General features: G+C 63.1%; 15 protein-coding genes. 12 read left to right on the top strand and 3 right to left on the bottom strand.

Translation table 11 applies throughout. The annotated features are described in order from the left end of the window. Window positions 1-177: 177 nt before the first annotated feature. From ABD742_RS16085 to ABD742_RS16065, 5 genes are all read left to right on the top strand, one after another. The gene (locus tag ABD742_RS16085; RefSeq protein WP_234750859.1) at window positions 178-2,964 is read left to right on the top strand and encodes a LuxR C-terminal-related transcriptional regulator; all 2,787 of its coding nucleotides are present in this window, start codon (window positions 178-180) and stop codon (window positions 2,962-2,964) included. Continuing rightward, the gene (locus ABD742_RS16080) at window positions 2,961-5,642 is read left to right on the top strand and encodes a helix-turn-helix transcriptional regulator (protein WP_234750858.1); all 2,682 of its coding nucleotides are present in this window, start codon (window positions 2,961-2,963) and stop codon (window positions 5,640-5,642) included. Before ABD742_RS16085 ends, ABD742_RS16080 begins: the two co-directional genes overlap by 4 nt. 494 nt (window positions 5,643-6,136) lie before the next feature. Beyond that, window positions 6,137-7,519, top strand: a complete 1,383-nt coding sequence (locus tag ABD742_RS16075) for a nucleotide sugar dehydrogenase (protein ID WP_234750857.1) — start codon at window positions 6,137-6,139, stop codon at window positions 7,517-7,519. Between the two features lie 31 nt (window positions 7,520-7,550). Continuing rightward, complete coding sequence (locus ABD742_RS16070) at window positions 7,551-8,555, top strand: dTDP-glucose 4,6-dehydratase (RefSeq protein WP_234750856.1); 1,005 nt, start codon at window positions 7,551-7,553, stop codon at window positions 8,553-8,555. Between the two features lie 166 nt (window positions 8,556-8,721). Beyond that, window positions 8,722-9,453 (top strand): hypothetical protein, encoded by a 732-nt coding sequence (locus ABD742_RS16065; protein WP_344788508.1) that lies wholly within the window; start codon window positions 8,722-8,724, stop codon window positions 9,451-9,453. 189 nt (window positions 9,454-9,642) lie between these two features. Here ABD742_RS16065 and ABD742_RS16060 read toward each other — a convergent pair whose 3' ends face one another. After that, window positions 9,643-10,806 carry a chitinase gene (locus ABD742_RS16060; protein WP_234750854.1) on the bottom strand — a complete coding sequence of 388 codons (1,164 nt, stop codon included), beginning with the start codon at window positions 10,804-10,806 and terminating at the stop codon, window positions 9,643-9,645. A 491-nt stretch (window positions 10,807-11,297) separates the two neighbouring features. Further along, complete coding sequence (locus tag ABD742_RS16055; protein ID WP_234751068.1) at window positions 11,298-11,606, bottom strand: hypothetical protein; 309 nt, start codon at window positions 11,604-11,606, stop codon at window positions 11,298-11,300. On the opposite strand from ABD742_RS16055, the gene ABD742_RS16050 reads away from it, so the two are divergent. After that, the gene (locus ABD742_RS16050; protein ID WP_234751057.1) at window positions 11,554-12,735 is read left to right on the top strand and encodes a polysaccharide deacetylase family protein; all 1,182 of its coding nucleotides are present in this window, start codon (window positions 11,554-11,556) and stop codon (window positions 12,733-12,735) included. The genes ABD742_RS16055 and ABD742_RS16050 overlap by 53 nt on opposite strands. Beyond that, on the top strand, window positions 12,732-14,111 hold the full coding sequence (locus ABD742_RS16045) for a glycosyltransferase family 2 protein (RefSeq protein ID WP_234750853.1): 1,380 nt from the start codon (window positions 12,732-12,734) through the stop codon (window positions 14,109-14,111). The genes ABD742_RS16050 and ABD742_RS16045 overlap by 4 nt, the downstream gene beginning before the upstream one ends. A 127-nt stretch (window positions 14,112-14,238) precedes the next feature. On the opposite strand, the gene ABD742_RS16040 is transcribed toward ABD742_RS16045, so the two are convergent. Next, a complete protein-coding gene (locus ABD742_RS16040) occupies window positions 14,239-14,976 on the bottom strand; it encodes a hypothetical protein (protein ID WP_234750852.1) in 738 nt (245 codons plus the stop codon). Between the two features lie 28 nt (window positions 14,977-15,004). On the opposite strand from ABD742_RS16040, the gene ABD742_RS16035 reads away from it, so the two are divergent. The 5 genes from ABD742_RS16035 (at window position 15,005) to ABD742_RS16015 (ending at window position 20,595) form a co-directional block, all read left to right on the top strand. Further along, window positions 15,005-15,214, top strand: a complete 210-nt coding sequence (locus ABD742_RS16035) for a hypothetical protein (RefSeq protein WP_234750851.1) — start codon at window positions 15,005-15,007, stop codon at window positions 15,212-15,214. A 539-nt stretch (window positions 15,215-15,753) separates the two neighbouring features. Further along, the gene (locus ABD742_RS16030) at window positions 15,754-18,408 is read left to right on the top strand and encodes a LuxR C-terminal-related transcriptional regulator (protein ID WP_234750850.1); all 2,655 of its coding nucleotides are present in this window, start codon (window positions 15,754-15,756) and stop codon (window positions 18,406-18,408) included. Between the two features lie 122 nt (window positions 18,409-18,530). Further along, window positions 18,531-19,865, top strand: coding sequence for an aminotransferase class V-fold PLP-dependent enzyme (locus tag ABD742_RS16025; RefSeq protein WP_234750849.1), 1,335 nt, complete (start codon window positions 18,531-18,533; stop codon window positions 19,863-19,865). Beyond that, the gene (gene sufU / locus ABD742_RS16020; RefSeq protein WP_234750848.1) at window positions 19,862-20,389 is read left to right on the top strand and encodes a Fe-S cluster assembly sulfur transfer protein SufU; all 528 of its coding nucleotides are present in this window, start codon (window positions 19,862-19,864) and stop codon (window positions 20,387-20,389) included. Before ABD742_RS16025 ends, sufU begins: the two co-directional genes overlap by 4 nt. Window positions 20,390-20,457: 68 nt before the next feature. Continuing rightward, window positions 20,458-20,595, top strand: coding sequence for a hypothetical protein (locus ABD742_RS16015; protein ID WP_234750847.1), 138 nt, complete (start codon window positions 20,458-20,460; stop codon window positions 20,593-20,595). The last annotated feature ends 27 nt before the right edge of the window (window positions 20,596-20,622 follow it).

Below are 20,622 nucleotides of genomic sequence, written 5' to 3'. Positions count from 1 at the left end.
CTCGATTCGAACGAGGGCCACTGCCAGCGACGAGTACCCGCCACCAGGGGCAAAGGTACTCACACCCGCATACGAGTATCCGGCAGTATGAAAGTCGAGTACTCACTACTGGTGTGGGCCTGACGGCCAGCTGGTTAATTGGGGGGTGTCACCACTCGATCACTGGGGGTCTCGCTCATGTTGACAGCAGGCAGTGCATCTACGGTCCATGCCGTTCGGTCCGGGACCGGGTCCCGGTACCAGGCATTCGACGCATCTTCGGCTCCGTCCTCGCCTGATGGAACCGAAGGCAAATCGGTAATTTCGACGGCCTGGCCGCCGATTGGACCTAGAGCCGCTGTTGAGGACATCGCCTTTGCGCTGGCAGCTTCCAAGGGTGGCGTCCTTGTTACGGGGCCGTCGGGGAGCGGCAAGAGCTACTTGACTACTCGTGCCGTGAACGAACTACGCGGACGCTCGTTCGTCGTCGTCATCCGCGGAAGCGCAGCGTTGGCGAGATCACCGTACGGCGCCCTCAATATCCTTTTGAGCGATCTTGACCCGGGATACCTGGCCCATCCCGTCCTGGTGTTGTCGGCGCTCACCAATTTGCTCCGTGAGCGCTCCGAGGGAAAGCCGGTGTACCTGGTCATTGAAAACGCGGCCGAGCTTGATGAGTTGGCGGCGATGACAGTGGCCCAACTCGCGAGGAACGGCACCGCGCAGCTTGTCCTCACCTGTACCGACCCGCAGCGGCTCTGCGGCGAAATCACGAGGCTTTGCGGCGATGGGTTCTTGCACCGGATAGACCTCAAACCACTGACTTTCCAGGAATCGCACACCTGGCTCGAGGCCGGGCTGGGAGCACAGGTCTCTCCGTCCGGCGCCCATGCCTTGTGGACAGCCAGCGGGGGCAACCCCCACTACCTCAAGATGCTCGCGGCGGAGCTCGCCGAATCGGGCTCGCTCCTGAAAAGCGACGGCGTCTGGGTCCTGACATCCCGGAGCGAACAGCACGGCAGGGCAATCACCGATCTCATCACCACGCGGCTTGGGCGAATGGGTGACGGTGAGCGCAAAGTCCTGGAGATCCTTTCACTGGCCAGGGCCGTGCCCCTGGAATCCCTGCTGGCACTCGCATCGGCAGACGATGTGGACTCCCTTGAAAAAAGGAGCGTCCTCGTCGTCGACGATTCGCTGCCCAGGATGGCTCGGCTCCAAAGCCAGCTTGTGGGTGACGTGGTCCGGGCGAACGTTCCCCCTGGCCGCAGCAACGAACTCCGGGGCCTGCTCCTTAAGTCGATGGATCCGGCCCTTGGCCAACGCTCGATGTTGCTGTCCATGGCCGCCTGGGCATTGGACTGCGGAGCCAAGCTGAGAAGGGAAGAAGCGCTTGAAGCTGCCGCGATGGCGAACCGGCAACTTGATGCGCGGCTGGCCCTGCGCTTGGTCCGGTCCATCCCGGGCCACTCCACGGTGCCCGGGGCAGTAGCCGAGGAAGCCCGTGCGATGATGACACTGGGTGACGTCGCCGGGGCCCGGGACCTGCTGAGTCTTCACCTGGATGAACCCGGGGATGAAGCCAACCTTGCCGAATGGGTCCGACTCAAGCTGGCCGAGGCCGCGGTCCTTCTGGCTCTTCCCGAAACCACGGCCCAAGCTTGCGAAACGCTGGCACACGTCCGTCGGCGGCTCGAAGACGAAACGATCACCGCAGGCGAAGGGCAGGACATCGCCACGCTGCGGGAGGAACTTGTCCTGGCCGAATCGCAGGCAGCCAGCTATTCGGGTTCCTACGCTGAGATGGCAGCAAGACTGGAAGAGGTCCTTCAAGACTTTGAATCGCACGGCACCGAGTTCCGCCTCCTTGCCGGAAGCTGGCTGTGCGAGGCATGGGCACTGACGGGACGGCAATCCGAGGCGGCGGACATGGCGGAACAGCTGACGGCTGACTGCCATGATCCCGCTGTTTCGGTCGCCGCAGCCCGACGCGCCACATCGCGGTTGCGGTTCGCCTTCGTACTTGCCGGACGGTGGGACAAGGAGGGGGAGATGGTCCAACCCGGCGATGACCTCTTGGTCTCCGCGGCCGAGGCCCTGCCCACAGCAATCGATCTTCCCAAAGCGATCTTCCGGTGCCTCCAGGGACGCGGCCAGGACGGTTTGGAATCGCTCATTCCGGTGATAAGCCAGTTGCGGGTCCAGGACAACGAAGGCATGCTGGATGTCGCTTGCACGGCAGCGGCCTACGCCTCGGCCTTGCAAGGTGAGCATGAGCAGGCCCTGCGCTACCTGGAGGAAGCTTCCACCCAGCTGCGCCGGCCGACGTGGCGGAAGGAGCGGACGAAGAGGTACCTCGCGGCGTTGGCCCGGGATCGGGTCAACGGCCCGGAGGCCGCCGTCGAGGAGCTCCTCCGCTTGGCCGACGCCGACCGGGACGAGGGTGCCCCCGGCCACGAGATCTTTTGCCTCAGTTCAGCCGTTCGGCTTGGCGCTGTGGCAGCCGCTCCACGGCTGTTGGACTCGGCCCTCCGCTGCCAGGGACGATTCGCCGAACTGTGCGTTGCGTACGCACGGGCGACGATGTCCGGAAGCGCGGAGCTTCTTCTTGAGGCAGCACGGTTGGCCGAAGACATGCAGAACGACAGGTTCGCCTTCGATATCGCCGAGACCGTCTTGCACATGGACCAGGTTCAGTTGGACAAGACGGCCCTCAGGAAGGCGCGGCAGCTCGCGGAGACGTGCCGGCAGCGCTTGCGCACCCCGCAAAGCGGCAACCAAGAGGGAATGAAGCTGACGGCCCGCGAGATGGAGATCGCCAGGCTGGCGGCGAACCGGGAGAGCAACAAAGGTATCGCCGCGAAGCTCCATGTTTCAGTGCGCACGGTGGAGGGGCACCTCTACCAGATCTTCGGCAAGCTGAAAATCGTGGAACGCTCCGAGCTGAGCTTTGCTCTTGGCAACGTCGAAGGTGGTGCGAAATGACTGAAGTGGTTGCGGCCGATGCGCTCGTCGGACGATTCAACGTGATGGCAGCCGTCGTCGACTGCCTTCTCGACGTCAATGGCCCCGGGGTCCTGCTTTTCGGCGACGCAGGCATCGGCAAGACGGCACTGATTAACGAAGTGGTCCACGAACTGGGGCAACGTGTCCGCCCCTTCAGGGTCTTTGCCGGTCCCACCCTGGCCTCGGTACCGTTTGCCGCCTTGGCACCACTGCTGACAGCCTTGACCCCAAGCCAGATCAACGAACCGTTGTCGGTCCTGAGGGCCGTAGTAGCGGCGCTGAACCCGGCAGGCCAGCCGCATCCGGCACCAGCCGTCCTGATCGTCGAGGACGCACATCACATCGATGACAGCAGCGTGGCTGTCCTGGCCCAGTTGGCGGCGGCGGAAGCCGCCAAAGTCGTGTTCTTGTGCCGTCCGTATCCCGCGCCGCCAGCAGAGGTTTTCTCGATGTGGTCCGAGGGGCTCGTGGACCGATTCGACCTGCAGCCGCTCAACGAGCAGGAAGTCAACCAACTTTGCGCCCAGGCCTTGGATGCTCCCGTCGTCCAGGGCACCAGCGCCGTCCTCTGCAAGTACTCCGGCGGAAACCCGATGTTCCTGCTGGAACTCATCGAGCACGCCAAGTCCTTGGGCCAGTTGGTCTGCCGCAACGACGCCTGGATGCTTTCGGGCGAGCTTCGGGGCACCAGCGTACGTTTGATGGACCTTGTCCGGAACCAGATCCTGATGCTGGGCGCCGCGCAGCGCGAAACCCTGGAGACCGTCGCACTGGCGGAGCCTGTCCCGCTGAACGTAGTGCAACAGGCCAGCGACTCCAGCGCCGTGGACGAACTGCAGGAGCTGCATTTCATCGAGATCGCGTCCGACCCCGCCCGGCATGTCCGGCTGGCCCAGCCGCTGGTTGGCGAAGTGATCCGCCAGCTGGTCCCGACCGCCCACAGCATGACCATCCGGCGGCGCATCGTGAACCTCATGGAGTCCAAGCCGCAGACCATGGACGGACTGCTGCGCTACGTCTCCTGGGGATTGGAGTCGGGTACCGAGGTTCCGGACTCCGAGATCCTGGAAGCGGCCCAGCTGGCCAACCGGTTGTTCATCCCCAGCTACGTGGAACGCGTAGCCGGAGCAATCAAGGATCCGTCCCTGAGACTGGCAGCCCAGGTGGAAGTGGCGCGGGCCAAATGGTACCGGGGCGACATCAGGGGATCGGTGTCCTCGCTTGCCGGGGTCGTGGATCGGACAAATGATCCGCGGACGGTCCGGCAGGCATCGATGCTTGCGGCCCAGCTTGCCGGGCGGCAAGGCGTCGGGCCGAACGCCATCAAACAGGCAGCGTACGAATGGGAGGCGGCCCTGGCCAGGCTCGCCGAATCCCGTCAGGGTATCGACCCTGATGAGCTGGAACGCGGGAAGCTGGGGAGCAGGCTCCTTTCGCTGGAAGGCCTCCAAACCGAAGGCCACTACATTGAGACCGAGCGGGAACTCCGCCAGATCTGGAAAGAAGCGGACGACGACGAGTCCCGCCTGGTGGCGGGCACCCTCCTCGCAGAGGCCATGGCGGTCGCGGGACGGCCGGTTTCCGCCATCCAGATTCTGATGGAGATACAGGATATGGTCGCCACGAGCGGCGACTGGAGCCTCCAGTACGCAGGAATGGTGATGCGCCGCTACATCCTGGCCTTGCAACAGGCAGGCGAGTTCGGCGTTCTTGAAACGTTCCTCAAGAACCATGTTTCCCAAGCGCCGAACTCCCTGATCTATTCAGGCGGGATGCTCCACTTGGCCGCCGGAATGGTGGACCTGCGCCGGGGAGACCTGGGGGTGGCGCTGCCACGGCTCCGCCAGGCGGTCAGCATGCTGCGGGTCTCCGACATGGGAAGCGACCTGCCCGACGCCGTTGCTGCCGCCGCGTACGCGGCGTCGATCCTGAAACGCCGGGAAACTGCGATGACGTACTCAAGCGAATACGACGCATTGATCCGGGAAGGTGTGCATCCGTCGCTGCTGGCACAAGGTCATGCGGCCGTGGCGCGAGCCGAGCATACCGGAACGCAAACGGCGATCTCGAGACTCATGTCCCTTGCGGATTCCGCGGCCGCGGACGGAGCGATCGGCGCTGAGATCGACATCCTGATGTTGGTCCTGAGACTGGGAGACCCCGGTGTGGCGCGTCGGCTGATAGCGGTTGCCGAGGGCAGCGAAGGCCGCACTGCGGAGTTCGCCTTGAGCGTCGGGCTTGCCCTCGCGCACAAGGACGCGGATCGCCTCATTGAGCTGAGTGATTCGGCAGCCAGGGACGGACTGGAGCTTGCCGCAGCGGACTGCGCCAGCCACGCCCTACGGATCCTGGAAAGCAGGGGGGACAAGGCGCGCCAGCTTGAGGGACAGCGACTCCTCAAGCGCCGCACCGCTGCTCTCGACAAGGCCGGCCCGGCCGTTGAAGGGGGCTCCCCGGATCTCCAGAAGCTGACCCGGCGCGAACAGGAAATCGCAACGCTCGTGCAATCGGGATCGAGCAATAAGGACATTGCGCTTAGCTTGGGCCTGTCATTGCGCACCGTTGAAGGTCACTTGTACCGAATGTTTGCGAAGCTTGGCATCAGCCACCGGGAAGACTTGATGAACGGTGCCCACGGCACGCAGGGCGTGGGCTAGCCGCCCGCGCGACTCATAGGCCCCCTGCGATGGGGTGACCGCTTCCCGGAAGCCGCCTTCCGCCGTCGTGCGCTGCAATAAAAGGCACGCAAAGGGCGCGAGGCCTAAAAGCGAGTACTGATTCGAGTGGTTAAAAGTGCTCGGACGGGTAGTCAATGGCCCCGGAAGGGACCGAGCATCCAAAGACGGGTAGAGCCCACTCGCGCCCGCCCTAGGGGTTCGTTAATACGCTTTTCCTGATGGCAACCGCCACTCATTTGGGGATAAGTGGGTCTCGAGATGAAACGCAGGAAGAATTCTTTGCTACAGGAAAACCACCCGGTGATCCAGCGAGAAGTCAACTCCAATGCAACCGGTCTCCCGCATTCGGCGGGTACCCCCACAATCGAGCCGGCGGCGGGCGGTCATGTGCCCTCTGAGACCAGGGCACGTCCCGTTTCGCCGCCGGCTTTCTTTCACACTGGAGACAACAGGCACCGGGAGGTCGACTGACCATGGCACCGAACACGAAGGTAAAGACCCTCAAGGCAGAGCCCAGCGGGAGCTCGCAGTCCTTGCACACGCAGGCACCAGCTTGGCCGGAGGGCGCGGGAACACGGACAACCACACAGGACCAGGCTTTTACTTTCGACGTGGCGATCGTAGGCATGGGCTATGTCGGCCTGCCCACGGCCCTGGCCATCAACGCCTCGGGTCGGCGTGTTCTCGGCCTTGACGTGTCCGACGCCCGCCTGGCCGTGATCCGGGAGCAACGGGCAGATCTTCTGGACTCCGACAGGGAACGGCTCAGCAACGCGCTGCTGGACCCGACCTTCATGCTGAGCAGCGATTTGTCATTGCTTGCCCGCGCGGCGGCAGTGGTTGTGTGCGTTCCCACCCCCGTTGACGAGTACTTGGTCCCGGACCTCTCGATTCTCCGGGCGGCCTGTGCGTCGGTGGTGGATTTCGCCACCACTGGCCAGTTGCTGATGCTGACCTCTACGACCTACGTCGGATCCACGCGCGACCTTCTGGCTTTGCCCTTGGCTGCCAGGGGACTTATTCCGGGCCATGACGTGTTTGTGGCCTTCTCGCCCGAGCGCATCAACCCTGGCGTGGATTCGTTCTCACACGAAGACGTCCCCCGGGTAGTTGGCGGCGTGACCCCGGCCTGCGGCGAAGCTGCCGAACGGCTGCTGAGCGCCAGCACCAAGCTGGTTCACGTGGTGCCATCGGCGGATGTCGCCGAAATGACCAAGCTGGTGGAGAACACTTTCAGGGCCGTCAATATCGCCTTGGCTAACGAATTCGCTGATATCTGCCACGAACTCAACATGGAGGTCATGGACGTCATCGATGCGGCCTCCACGAAGCCGTATGGCTTCATGGCGTTCACCCCCGGTCCTGGAGTCGGCGGACACTGCATACCGTGCGACCCCCACTACTTGCTGTGGCAATTGCGCAAGGCCCGCTTGACGGCCCCGGTGATCGAGCAAGCGATGGCCGGGATTGCAGGCAGGCCGCACCAGGTGGTGGAAAAGGCCCGGCGTATCCTGTCGGACCGCAACCACGGTGTTGCCGGTGCCCGGGTCATGGTGCTCGGGGTCGCCTACAAGCCCGACGTCGAAGATCTCAGGGAATCCCCGGCGTTGGAAATCATTGCCGCCTTGATCGCCGACGGGGCGGAAGTGGCATTCTCCGATCCTTGGTGCCAGACGGCTCCCGATGGTCACGGCGGGACACTCCAATCCGAGCAATCGCCTGCTGACTGGGGTGCGGATCTGGTGATCCTGCACACCAGGCACAGCCAGATGGAACTTGACTGGCTGGCCGAAGCACCAGCAGTCCTCGACACGACATACCGCTTGCCCAAGGCCGACAACGTAACCCGCCTCTAGATCCACCAGGTTTTCGACGGAAGCAGGAGTAATGAAAACAGCAATAACCGGCGGTGCCGGGTTCATAGGAAGCCACCTTGTTGAGTACTTGTTGGCGGCCGGGGACGAAGTCGCCGTGCTGGACAACTTGTCGACCGGACGCTTGGAGAATCTCAAAGGCGTTATCGGCCACAGGAACTTCCACTTCGTCGAGGGCACCATTCTCGACCGTGACGCAGTGGACAAGGTGGTGGCGGGTGCCGACAGGGTCTTCCATCTGGCCGCCGCGGTTGGCGTGAATCTGATTGTCGACCACCCGTTGGAGAGCCTCCGCACGAATATCCATGGCACCGAAGTGGTCCTGGACTCGGTCCTGGAATCAGGTGCCTCGCTGTTGCTGGCATCCACAAGCGAGATCTACGGCAAGAACACCTCGGACAGCCTCTCGGAGGAAGCGGACCGCATCCTGGGATCCGCGCTGAAATCCCGGTGGACCTACGCCGCGGCCAAGGGTATTGACGAGGCATTTGCCCATGCATATTGGCGCCAATTCGGGTTGCCGGTTGCCATCGTGCGGCTCTTCAACACGGTCGGTCCGCGGCAGACGGGCCGCTATGGAATGGTTGTTCCGCGACTCGTGCGGCAGGCGCTCGTTGGTGAGCCCCTGACCGTATACGGAGACGGCAACCAGACCAGGTGCTTCTCCTACGTCGGCGACATCGTTCCCGCCATCGTCCGCATTTCCGAGGAACCGCTTGCCTACGGAAATGCGTACAACCTCGGCGGCAGCTACGAGATTTCCATCCTGACGTTGGCCGAAAGGATTGTTGAACTCCTTGGGAGCGGCAGCGCCGTCACCTTGGTGCCTTATGAGCAGGCGTACTCGGAAGGCTACGAGGACATGCGCCGGCGGGTTCCGGACAACAGCAAGTCCTTTGGGCTTGTTGGCTTCGAGCCGAAGACCACCCTCGATGAAATCATCCTCAACGTCGCGGCCGACTACAAGCCGGCAAAAGTCCTGGATCCCGCAGGTTGGAAGATCACCCTCGCGTCTTGAACGAAGGGACGGGATAACCTACAGCGTAAGGACAGGCGGCTGGGAGAGTGGAGTATGCGCTAACCGGCCGCCTGCCCTTGTCCAAGGAAAGATCCGACGAACCCTTTTCCAGGAGCACGATGTGAATCGCTCAGCATCCGGACCGAGGCATCATAGCCGGGGCGGGGTGGCTGCACTTGCGGTCTTGACCCTGCTGACGGCAGCGTGCGGTGGACCGAGCCCGAGTCCGACCCAATCAGCCACGACAGCAGGCCGGTATCCCTGGCACACCGGGATCGTGTCCACGACCTTTTGGGTTGGCGAGATCTTTGACCCCAACGCGGCAGATGGCAGCCAAGTGATGTCCACCTACGACTCCCAATGGATGCAGAGCTACGGAGGCTGTGACGGCGTCGTGACGAACGGCTGCAAGACCGAGGCGAGAACGCAGGCCAAGGGCTTCGCGCCGACCAGCATGACTCCAAAGGAGAACCCGTTCTACCTCGATCTTCCTTACGATGACATCAACGATCCCACCGCCTTTGCGGAACGGGCGAGTGTCATCCCGTGGGCCAACGATCCGGGTTTCGCAGGCAATGCCCAGAACCGTTCCTTCAGTTACATGAAGAACCAATGGGTCAGGATTCGGATGGGCAACCGCGAATGCTATGGACAGATTGAAGATGCCGGTCCGGGCCAGTATCACGACAAGGACTACGTTTTCGGCTCCAACGATGCCCGTCCAGCCAACAAGAAGTTCAACGGAGCCGGAATGGACGTCTCGCCCGCCCTCAATGGGTGCCTTGGTTTCTCCGAGCTTGATGGCGAGTCGGACAAAGTCGACTGGCAGTTCGTGCCACGGGACCAGGTTCCCGCGGGACCGTGGCTGAAAGTCGTCACGGTCAGCCAAGTGAAGTAGCACCGGCCGCCGGGGCCGTCCAAGCAATCCGGTACGGGCAGTCCCTCGAAAACTGGAGGTATCCATGCAGTGGCTTAAGAAGCTGTTTCGGCACGGCAACGGGAGGCACCTCGCCCGCCCGGCCGAAGCCAAGAACCAAAACGGGGCGGAACGTCCAAGCCAGGCATGATCCTCTGTTAATCGGCGGGGTCAAGGCAGTTTGGCGTGGAATCCTGCACTCAACAAATCGGAGAAGCGCTGGGTTCCTTGATCGATCCCGCTGCACACATGGCTGGCCGGATCCTCCGGAGTGTCCTGCGGGCACGACATGTCGCGGTTCAAGGACCACATGGACACTCGTTGAACCCCCTTGGTGATGGCGAAGGAGTTCAACCCCCGAGCCGCATCAAGGTCAAATATCTCGCCCGGGAGGTCGTTCCGGCCGATCATGGGGGTCAACCCCATCTTCCTCCAGATCTGCTCGCTGTTGAGGGTCATTCCTGCACGCTGATAGATGATGCTGAGCTGGTCGTGGGTGGACTGGGCCGCTGAGGTTCCGGCATCGAGCATGCTTTGCGATTGACTCCGGCTTGAACCGTAGTTCATGGTCATGATGTTGACCCCCGCCAGCTGGACACCGGCGGCGAGCATCTGGTCAACAGCGGAGGTTCCGACGTCGGTCAGTCCTTGCGGGGTCACCGGAAGGGTCAGCCAGATTGAGAGGGCATGCCCTTCCTTGCTCCGCTCCTTCTGGAGGGAAGCGATAGCCGCGGCGCGGCGCTGCCAGGCTGCGCCGTCCGCCAGGTTGTCGCCTTCGATATCAAAGTCGATGGTTGCGGGGTTGTAGCGCTCAAGGACGGCCCGGTAGGCCCTTTCCAGATCGGCTGCATTCTGGCAGGAGTTGGCGAGCTCACTGTTCACTGAGCCGCCGAAAGACACAGCGATCGCGCCGCCGTTCGACCGCAGCTTGGCGATGCGTTCCTCGAGCTTGAGCGAATTTTTCGCGGCATCGAGGCTGTAGGTGCTGCCCCAACTGGGTGTGCAGGGCTGTCCCGCCATTGCCACTACGAACGCCAGCGTGACGTTCTTGGTGCCCTCGCCCATCGGTGCTTCGAAAGGGTACTGAGGGACAACGGTGACGTCGACATAGCCTGAAAACCACGGTGGTTCGAGAGAGCCGTTTGCGTCCGAAGTCAACCGCCACACGAGCAAGCCTCCGATCCCCACCACCACCAGGGCTGCGGCGATGCAAGCCTGGGTGAGGGCTGACAGCCGGCGGCGAGGTCCATTGGCGGGGGAGGGCGAGCGGCGGATGTCGCCCGCACTGCCTTCCTCAGGCGCAACGGAAGTGCCGCTTCCCTGTTTCCTGGACACTCTCTTCCGCCATCCTTAAACTCCGACTGCCCTGATTGCACCATTTGACCACGAACAGATCGGATTCGCCCCCGGACCGCGCCCCGGGGTTTGATCCCGGTGTTTTCGCGTGCAGCGCACGAGTAGTGGCGTTGTCCGGACCTCAAGGTTGAGTGTAAAGACGGGTAGAGCCTACTCGTGTCCGTCGTCGCCCCAATTCATACGCTGATGGTGTCAGTTGGTGGAGGGCAACGGGGGAAAGACAGGTCTCACAATGGAAACGGACGCTCTGGTCCGAGCGGCAACAGGACGCGGCGGATTTATCCGAGAAGGCGTTTACCTGGAGTTCGAGCCTGCTCTTGCGGGATTCAGCACGGTCCCTCCCATAGACCCTGCGCCAATTGACGGTGCTGCCGAACGGCAGCACGCCCTCATAGAGAGGGCCCCTGAGCGGGGGCCGGTGGTGAATAAGCCTTTGAGACCGAGGCTTCCCCCAGTCGCCACCGGCCCCTTCAGGAACCACGGCAGCGCGGGTTGGCGATGAGTCCCCGGGGGAAGGGCATCGCATCCGGCCCGATCCGCACTTCGAGGAAGCGCGCAGGTCTATGGGCTGCCTCGTGGGTTTCGGTGCTGCTCCTGCTGACGGGCGCCACATCGCTGATCAACGGAAGCCAGGCTCCCTTCGGGTCAGGGAACGCCAAACCCACATCTTCTGCCGCCCCGCTCTCATCCGTCAGCTTGACGTTTGATGCGGGCCGGTCAAGCCAGATGGAGGCGGCGCGGATTTTGAAGGACCGTGGCCTCCGGGGCACCTTTTTCATCGATTCGGGCTTTGTTGGCGCACCTGAATACATGACAATGGACAATCTCCACAGCCTGGCCGCGGACCAGAATGAAATCGGTGGCCATACGGTAACCCTTGCCGATGTGACTTCAGTAGAGCCGGACGAAGCGTCGAGGCAGATCTGCAACGATCGGGTGAACCTCACGGACTGGGGCTTTAAGATCACCTCCTTTGCCTATCCGTTTGCGGCTTCAACGCCGAAGTCGGAAGAGCTGGTCGCTGGATGCGGCTACAACAGCGCACGAGGCCTCGGCGAGATAACCACCCCCATCGACTGCGCGGGCTGCGCGGCAGCGGAAACTGTCCGCCCCGCCGACCTGTTCCGGACGCGGGCAACATCAGAGGTCGGCAGCAAGTGGACGTTGGCCGATCTTGAGGCGACAGTAGCCCAGGCCGAAAAGGCCGGGGGCTGGTTGCAGCTGACCTTCTACGACATCGACAACAGCGGAAGTCCCCGCTCCATCAGCCCCGCGTTGTTCGAACAGTTCGCCACCTGGCTGGCGGCCAGGACCCAACAAGGGACCATGGCCGTGCGCACGGTACATGACGTGATCGGCGGCGTTGCAAAACCCGTGGTGAACGGTCCCGTGGCCGCGCCGGCAGCGCCAGGAAAGAACGCCCTTCGGAATCCGGGGCTGGAAACCGCTGGAAAGTATGGCTTACCGCAATGCTGGCAGGTGGCGTCCTACGGCACGAATACCGCAGTCCTGAGCACCTTGACCCCGGGACACACTGGTGCGGTGGCTCGTCGCCTGGACGTGACCGAATACTCGTCCGGTGATGCCAAACTGCTTCCCGTCCTCGATCTGGGAGCATGCGCTCCGAGCGTGAGTACCGGCCACAGCTATTCGCTCAGGGCGTGGTACCAGTCCACCGCCAAGACGCAGTTCGAAGTGTATTACCGCAACAAGCTGGGCACGTGGACCTACTGGACGGCCAGTCCGTGGTTCGCGGCCAACACCAGTTACGAGCAGGCGATCTGGGATACGCCGCCCGTTCCGGCAGGAGCCGAGGCCATCAGCTTTGGAATGAACCTCTTCAGCGATGGCCAGCTTGCTACCGATGATTACGAAATGTACGACACTGTGGGAGCTCCGTCGCCGTGATAGTTCTTTCGATCTTCTTGGTTCTGGGGGTAAGCACGATCTTTTGGTCCCTTGCCGGGCTGGTCCGCCTGGCGGGTGAGGAGTCGTGGCGGGTCCACGGGTTGTCCACCCGGATCCGCGGGTGGATCGCCCTGCTGCGCGGCGGCAAGGTACCGATCCCTCGGAGTCAACGGGCCCGCCATCGTTCGAAGGGAGTGCGGATCTACCCGGCGAATGTCGCGGTCCTCGTGGCCGCCCACAACGAGGCCCTGGTCATCAGGGAGACAATCCTCGCCGCGTCCGCTTTGGTCCCTCGACGCAACATCCACGTCGTTTCGGACATGTCCACTGATGACACCGCTGCTATTGCGCGGGCTGCCGGGGTGAAGGTCCTTGACCTTGAGCCGAACCGTGGCAAGGCAGGCGCGCTCGCGGCGGGCATCGCACATTTCGATCTGTGCAAGAGGTTCAAGGTGGTCATGCTCCTGGACGCAGACACCCGCCCGACGGCGGATTACCTCGAAACGGGGTTGCCGCTGTTTGACGATCCCGCCGTGGTCGCCGTCGCGGGACGCGCCAAGTCGATCATGAGCCCGGCACCTCCGACGGCGATCGGCCGCTTCCTGGTGGCCTACCGGGAGCGCTTGTACATTGTGGTCCAACTGCTGCTGAAGTACGGCCAAGCAGCGCAGGGCGCCAATGTCGTCTCCATCGTGCCTGGATTTGCCAGCATGTACAGAACCAGCGCCCTCGAAAAAATAGAGGTCTTGGCGCCCGGGCTGGTGATCGAAGACTTCAACATGACGTTTGAAATCCATGCAAAGAAACTGGGACGGATCGCATTCCATCCCTCCGCCGCCGTTGCGTACACCCAGGATCCGGACAACCTGAAGGACTACATCAAGCAGGTGCGGCGGTGGATTCTTGGTTTCTGGCAGACCGTCAGGCGGCACGGCCTGCAGTTCAGCAGATTCTGGTTTGTCCTGGGGTTGTACATCGTTGAGCTCGTAGCCAGCTGCCTCTTCTTCGTGCTTCTGGTGCCCGCATTCCTGCTATCGTCCCTCGCTGCGGTCGAGGTGTGGATTCTTGGCAATCGATCGGAGGTTTTCATCTTTCTGTCGGGCGTCCTGCGGCCTCAGGACGTTCTCATTGGAGTCTTCCTGCCGGACCTCTTCTTGACAGTCCTTGCCGCTGTTTCGATGCGGAGCCCGCGCCTTCTGTTGATGGCTCCCTTCTTTCCGCTGATGCGGATCCTGGACGCGGTCATCTGCCTCCAGGTCTTGCCCAGGGCGTACTCGGCGAATTCGTCGGGAGTTTGGGTCAGCCCGGTCCGGAGGATCCAACGCCAACCTCAGGAAATCGCGACGCCGGGCCCTTCCGTCGTGCGGACCGGCTAAGGGTCAGACGCTGGCTAAGAAGCGGACACGCGGACGCCCATGCCAGGCAGCCATTGCGGCTGTGTGGCATGGGCGTCCGACACTCCCGGAGTGCGTAGGGTCCTGCTGACCCGTGGGTCCCGGGATATTAGTTGGTGACTCCCGAAGTGGTGACAACGTTGAGCCACGGACCGGCCGGCACGCTGGCGCGGTCAACGAAACGCCACGATACGTGGTCATTGTCGCCGTTCAGCTCAGCGAAGCCCAGGCAGCCGTTCAGGGCAGGGGACACGTCCATGCCTGCACCCTGGCTCGGGTCGCCGGAGAAGGACTTGTTGGCCGGACGGGCGTTGTTCGCGCCGAAGACGTAGGCGGAATCGTGGTAGAGCGAACCGCTGGAGGGGCCGGCATCTTCAACTTGTCCGTAGCAAACGCCGCCATTGGGGCCGGTGATCTGGACCCATGCGTTCTTCATGTAGCTGTAGCTCGAGTCCGCGCAGTGGTTGACGCCTGTTTTGGCGTTGTCCGCAGCGGCCCACGGAATCACCTTGCAACGCTCGGCGAAAGCGACGCTGTCATTGACGTCGTCGTAAGGCAGATCCAAGTAGAACGGGTTCTGCAGAGGCTTGGGCTGGTGCAGCGGGAAGTACCCATTGCTGGCTACGCGCTGTTCCGTGGCGCACTGGAAGCTCGTGCCGGTGCCGGAACTGACTCCGTCACAACCGCCGTAAGTGCTGCCGGGGCAACCGCTCGCGCTGGACGGAGTGGCTCCCATGTTGACGCCAGTGTGCTGCAAAGCCCACTGGCCGTTGTAGGTGGAGCAGACCTGGGAGCCGTCCGAGAGGCTGGCGTTGAAGATCTCGCCCACCCAGAAGGTGGTGCTCACGATGTTGGTGTGCAGGGGGTATGTTCCCGTGACAGGCAGGGGCGCTGCCGTTGGTGCGGGCGCTCCGGCGGCTGTTGCTGCTGGAGCGGGCGCGGCTGGAGCGGGCGTGCTCGACGGCGCCGCGGCCGGAACATTGCTGGGCGTCGACGTCGGCGCCGGCGTGGCGGTCCGCGTTGGCGCGGTTGAAGCGGAAGGCGATGAGCTCGGCCGCGAATATGAACTGCGGTCGCCGGCCTGATAGGAGGATTTGTGTGATGACTGGACAGCGGAGATGGTGGCGAACCCGCCGAAGGCAAGGAGCGCCACGGCGACGAGTGCTGTGAACAGGTGTTTCATATTTTGGGTGACATATCTGTTGGGGACATAGACATACGAGACCTGGGCAATGGATAAGGCGAGCTGCAGCCGAACACGCCGCAGCGTCGTACACGGCCAAATGGTGTGTCACGACAGAGTTGTTACCAAAATCGGCTGTGCTTCAACTCCCCAGAAGTAGCCAGCCGGAACTTACTCTTGCGGCACCAGCTTACACAGTCAGATCACAGAGTGGTAACAGAAGGTGCAAATCCGGCGGGAAAACCGGGCTGGAAGCGACGCCGTGGTACCTCGCAGGGAGGCTCCGTGGAGCGGGGATGTTTCGTGCAAGTAGCCCCCAAAAACCAAGTAGTTACCACTCAATCCAGGACTGAAACCCGAAGGTAACGTTTGGAAATGACACCGGTCCGTGCCACAGCCGTCAGGAACGTGTGTCCGGCGGCCCGAAGATGAGACAGGACCATGGACGATACCGAAGGGACCCACACCTCGCCCCCGATTATCCGGGCAGCGGAGCTCCAGGAGATTGCTATTGCCTTGTCAGTGCCGGAACCGGCCGGGATAGTCATCTCGGGGCCGGGGGGCTCCGGAATGACCACCCTCCTGGACGCAGCGGCTTCAGTGCTGAGCGGTTCCTTCAGCGTGATCGCCCACAACGTCTCGGAGTCATTCGCGGACATTCCGTTTGGAATCGCCATGGCACTTGTTCCGGACCTGCCGGCCAGGGCCAAGGTGTGGCCCGGTTCCATCGTGGCGGCTTGCCGCACTGCAGTGCGTGGCGCAGCGACATCCGGATCCGCGGCCTTGCTGGTGCTCGACAACATAGATTTCCTGGATGACATGTCTCTTTGGCTCCTGAGCCAGCTGCTTGTTGAGCCGGACATCCGCCTGATAGCAACCCACCGCTCCGACCGTCCCTTGAGAATGGAACTCATGGAATCCGTGGTTTCGCGGCAGCTGTCCGTCGTGGCGCTGGACGACCTCACGCAGGAGCAGCTCCGCGAATTCCTCGATGATCGCCTCGGCGGACGCGCTGCCCGCAGCCTGGTCCGGGACATCCATGCCCTCACCGGAGGAAACCTGCAGACCGCGAAGTTGCTGCTGGACGAAGCCGCGGCGCGTGGCGAGATCGTGGAGCAGGCTGATTCCTGGATGTTGTCCGGACCGATCCGCTTGGACGGTTCGCAAGCGCTCGAGCTGACCCGCCACCGGCTTGAGGGCTACTCCGTGCCGCAACGGCAGGTCGTGGACCTTCTGGCAGTGGGGGAGCCGATACCGCTCGCCGTCCTTGAACAACTTGGCCAAAAGCGGCCGATCGAAGCGCTGCGGGCCGACGGAACGATCCGAGTCCTGAAAGACGGCCAAGAGACGGCAACGCTCAGCCACGCCATCGAAGCGAGGCTGGCCCGGCAGCAGCTCGGACCTGAACGGATCCTCGAACTTCGACGGAGCATCTACGCGACGTCCTCACCCGTTGCTGATGACTCGCTCTGGACGCTGTTCCGTCGCGTGGACCTTGAACAGGCAAGCGGGTTGCCGGTGCCCGAAGCCGATCTTTTGGCCGTGGCCATTGCCGCCAACGACATTCACGACAATCGGAGGGCCCGGCGGGCTGCGGAAGCGGTGCGGGCGCCGGAACTCGGACTGGTTGCCGGTGTGGAATTGGCAAGGGCGCTCTACCAGACAAGGGATTTCCCCGGGGCTGTGACGGTCCTGAAGGGTTTGGTGGCAAACACCCCGGACGTCCTGACTGTGGACTTCGCCCACGCGGTATGGCTTCTGCTGCATTCGCTTTTGCCGACATCGCCCGGAGCCAATGTGCTGCAGGCGGTTCTCCAGGATGCCCGACGGCGGCTGGAGGCTGCCGCCGTCGGAATTCAGCCGGGAGACCCAGCCCATCTTGACGAGTCTGCCGTCCGGGACGAACTGGATGTTCTCCAGCTGTATCTGGATGCCCAGAACGGTAGCTGGCCTTCAGCCAACAGTGAGCTGTTCCAAAGGCTCTGCCATAGCCAATTGGTCGATCCTGGATTGCGCACGGAGCGCCATCCACCACCGCCCACCCAAGCCAGCGTGCTGTTGATGGCGCTCGTCTCCCAAGGGCTGGCCGTCAGCGGACGGTTCGCGGACGCCGTCGCCCTGTCGACCCTGGCCCTCGAAGCCGTGGGGCGGCTGCCACGGTGCCCCGTGGACTTCCACTCCACTGTGTTGACCATCCACGGGTCCAATCTGATCTGGCGAGGGCAATGGGGCGGCCCCGAAATGTTCTGCGCCGGCAGTTCAAGCTTCAGCAACCGGATGAGCTATTTCGGCGGGTCTGCGCATCTTTACAGGGCACTCGTACTTGCCCGGCAGGGGAGCCTGGAACTGGCGTGTGAACAATTCCGCCAGGCCAAGGCCCGGCTGGATGAAGCCGATCCTGAGGGGCTCCTGCCACCGGCCCTCGGCGGACTTGCCGCGGCTGCGTGGTTGCTGGGCGACGTCAACCAGGTGCGTCGCGCCTTGACGGCCTACGATTCGCGGGCCAGCGGAGGGAATTATCTTGCCTCGCAGCTCGCCGAAAGCTATTCGTCCGCCGCCCGGTCAGTGCTGATTGGCGCTGAACACTCGCACCGGAAACTGCTGCAACTTGCCGGTTCTGCCGCCAAGAAGGGACACCGGGCGCTCGAAATGTTGAATCTCGGCCTCGCGGCCCGTACTGGCAGCCGGGGGGACCGGCAGCTGGGGGCCGGAGTGTCCGAGCTGGTGTGGAGTGTCGAGTCCGGCATGCCATCGGGACAGGAAGCAGGACAGGAAATGGGAACAGGACAGCTAAGCAAAGGTGAACCTCAGCAAGCGTCAGACCAGGAGGAGGCGTTCGTTTTTGACGAGCCCCACCCGGCCAGTCCGGAGGCAGGGTCCTCGGTCCTTCCCGGCGTCGTCAAGCTTTCCCAGCGTGAACGCGAAGTGACTGCCTTGGTGGCATCCGGGCTGAGCAGCGCGGAGGTGGCTGCCCGGCTGGGTATCGCCGTGAACACGGTCAACGCCCACCTGCAGCGGGTTTACGGCAAGCTCGGAGTGTCGCGCAGGCAGAAGCTTTCCGAACTGTGGGACGAGTTGGCGAAGCCGGAGGAGTAGGGCCAACGCTCCCCGGATGAAGGCAGTGAAGCCGATTGGTGGGACAATTACTACGTGACGCCGCCACTCCTGGCGGTCAGCCGCTGGCGATTGCCACGTAGTCCTAACAAGGAGCACCGGTTTTGACAATGGTTTCCACCCCCGCGCGGGGAGATGCCCAGGTTTCTGCACTCGATGACGATGAAGTCCGTCGCATCCGCAACGACTTCCCCGTTCTTGAGCAGGAAATCAATGGCAAACCGCTGGTCTACCTGGATTCGGGAGCTACCTCGCAGAACCCCCGGAGCGTGCTCGAGGCTGAGCAGGAATTCTATGAACAGCGGAACTCCGCCGTCCATCGCGGCGCGCACCACCTTGCTGTAGAGGCCACGGATGCCTTCGAAGAGGCGCGTGCCACCGTGGCACGTTTTGTGGGCGTGCAGGACGATGAGCTGATCTGGACTGCCAACGCCACCGCGGGGCTGAACCTCCTGGCCTATTCGTTTTCGAACGCCAGCGTAGGCCGGGCGGGTGGAGAAGCCGGGCGCTTTGCCCTCAAACCGGGCGACGAAGTGCTTGTCACCGAAATGGAACACCACGCCAACCTGATCCCGTGGCAGGAACTGTGCCGGCGGACCGGAGCGAGCCTCAAGTACATTCCCCTCGACGACGCCGGTGCGCTGCGTCTCGAGGAAGCAGCACGCCTCATGAGCGCGCGCACCAAAATCCTGGCCTTCACCCACACTTCCAACGTGCTTGGCAATATCAACCCCGTGGACGTGTTGGTCGCAATGGCACGGGAAGTGGGCGCCCTGGTGGTCCTGGACGCCTGCCAGTCCACACCGCACCTACCCTTGGACTTCAAGGCGCTGGACGTGGATTTCGCCGTATTCTCCGGCCACAAGATGCTTGGGCCCACGGGAATCGGCGCGGTCTATGGCCGCAGCGAACTGCTCAATTCCATGCCACCGTTCCTGACCGGCGGTTCCATGATCACGACGGTGACCATGGAAGAAGCCCAATACCTGCCTGCCCCCCAGCGTTTCGAGGCCGGAACCCAGCCTATTTCGCAGGCTGTGGCCCTCGCTGCCGCAGCAAACTACCTCAGCGAAACAGGAATGCACCGGATCGCTCTTCGTGAGGCGGAGCTCGGCCAAAGGCTTGTCACCGGCCTCAGCGCCATCGAGGGCGTGCGTGTGCTGGGCCCCGGGCCGGGGGAAGAACGGACCGGGCTTGCCGCGTTCGACGTCGCCGGAGTGCACGCGCACGACGTCGGGCAGTACCTCGACGACCTGGGCATCGCTGTCCGGGTGGGTCACCATTGTGCCCAGCCATTGCACCGCAGGCTGGGGCTGAGCGCCTCCACGCGAGCCAGTACGTACCTGTACACCACATTCGAGGAAGTCGACCTGCTGGTTGAGGCGGTTGCCCAGATCAGGCCCTACTTTGGCGTAACGGCTCCTGGAGCCACATCATGAGCGGCTTGGACTCCCTGTACCAGCAACTGATCCTGGAGCATTCCAAGGCCCGCAGTGGCGGAGACCTTGCCAAGCTTCCGGCCGCCGCAACGGGTGCCCCCGCCACGGGACAGAGCCGCACGGGACAGAGCTCCACAGGTCAGAGCCACCAGCTCAATCCCATTTGCGGGGACGAAATCACCCTCCGGCTGAGTCTCGGCACCGCCGGAGACGGACGGGCCGTCACGGAAATCCATTGGGACGGTGACGGCTGCGCCATATCGATGGCGTCGGCGTCCATACTCAGTGAAATGGCACCGGGCATGTCCCCGGCGTCCCTTCGCCAGACGATCGATCACTTCCGGGAATTGATGCGTTCGCGCGGCAAGCTGGAAGCGGATGAGGAACTGCTCCAGGACGCTGCCGCCTTGGCCGGGGTTGCCAAATATCCTGCCCGGGTAAAGTGCGCCATGCTCGCGTGGGTTGCTGCGGAGGACGCGCTGCGCCAGGCCGAGGCGAGCCAAGGGGTGTCCCAGGCTCTCTGATGCGGGTGGGTCGAGGTCGAGTACCGTCCACTCTATTTCGGGCAGTGGTCCGGACTTAGCCTCGAAGCATGATTATCTTGGAGAGCAGGCGCGAATGGCGCCAGAGCCAGCATCGGGTCCGCCGGGCGGAATTCGTCGTTGTGGGATTGTTGCTCGCCCTCGTCGCCGCGACAATTCTTGCCGCCGTCGCAGGACTGATGCAGTAAGGGCCGAATGCTCCAACGCAGCCATGC

This window comes from Arthrobacter ramosus (assembly GCF_039535095.1).
Taxonomy (GTDB): Bacteria; Actinomycetota; Actinomycetes; order Actinomycetales; family Micrococcaceae; genus Arthrobacter; species Arthrobacter ramosus.
The sequence above is the reverse complement of the archived record's forward strand: the minus strand, read 5'-3'. Positions and strand labels throughout refer to the sequence as shown.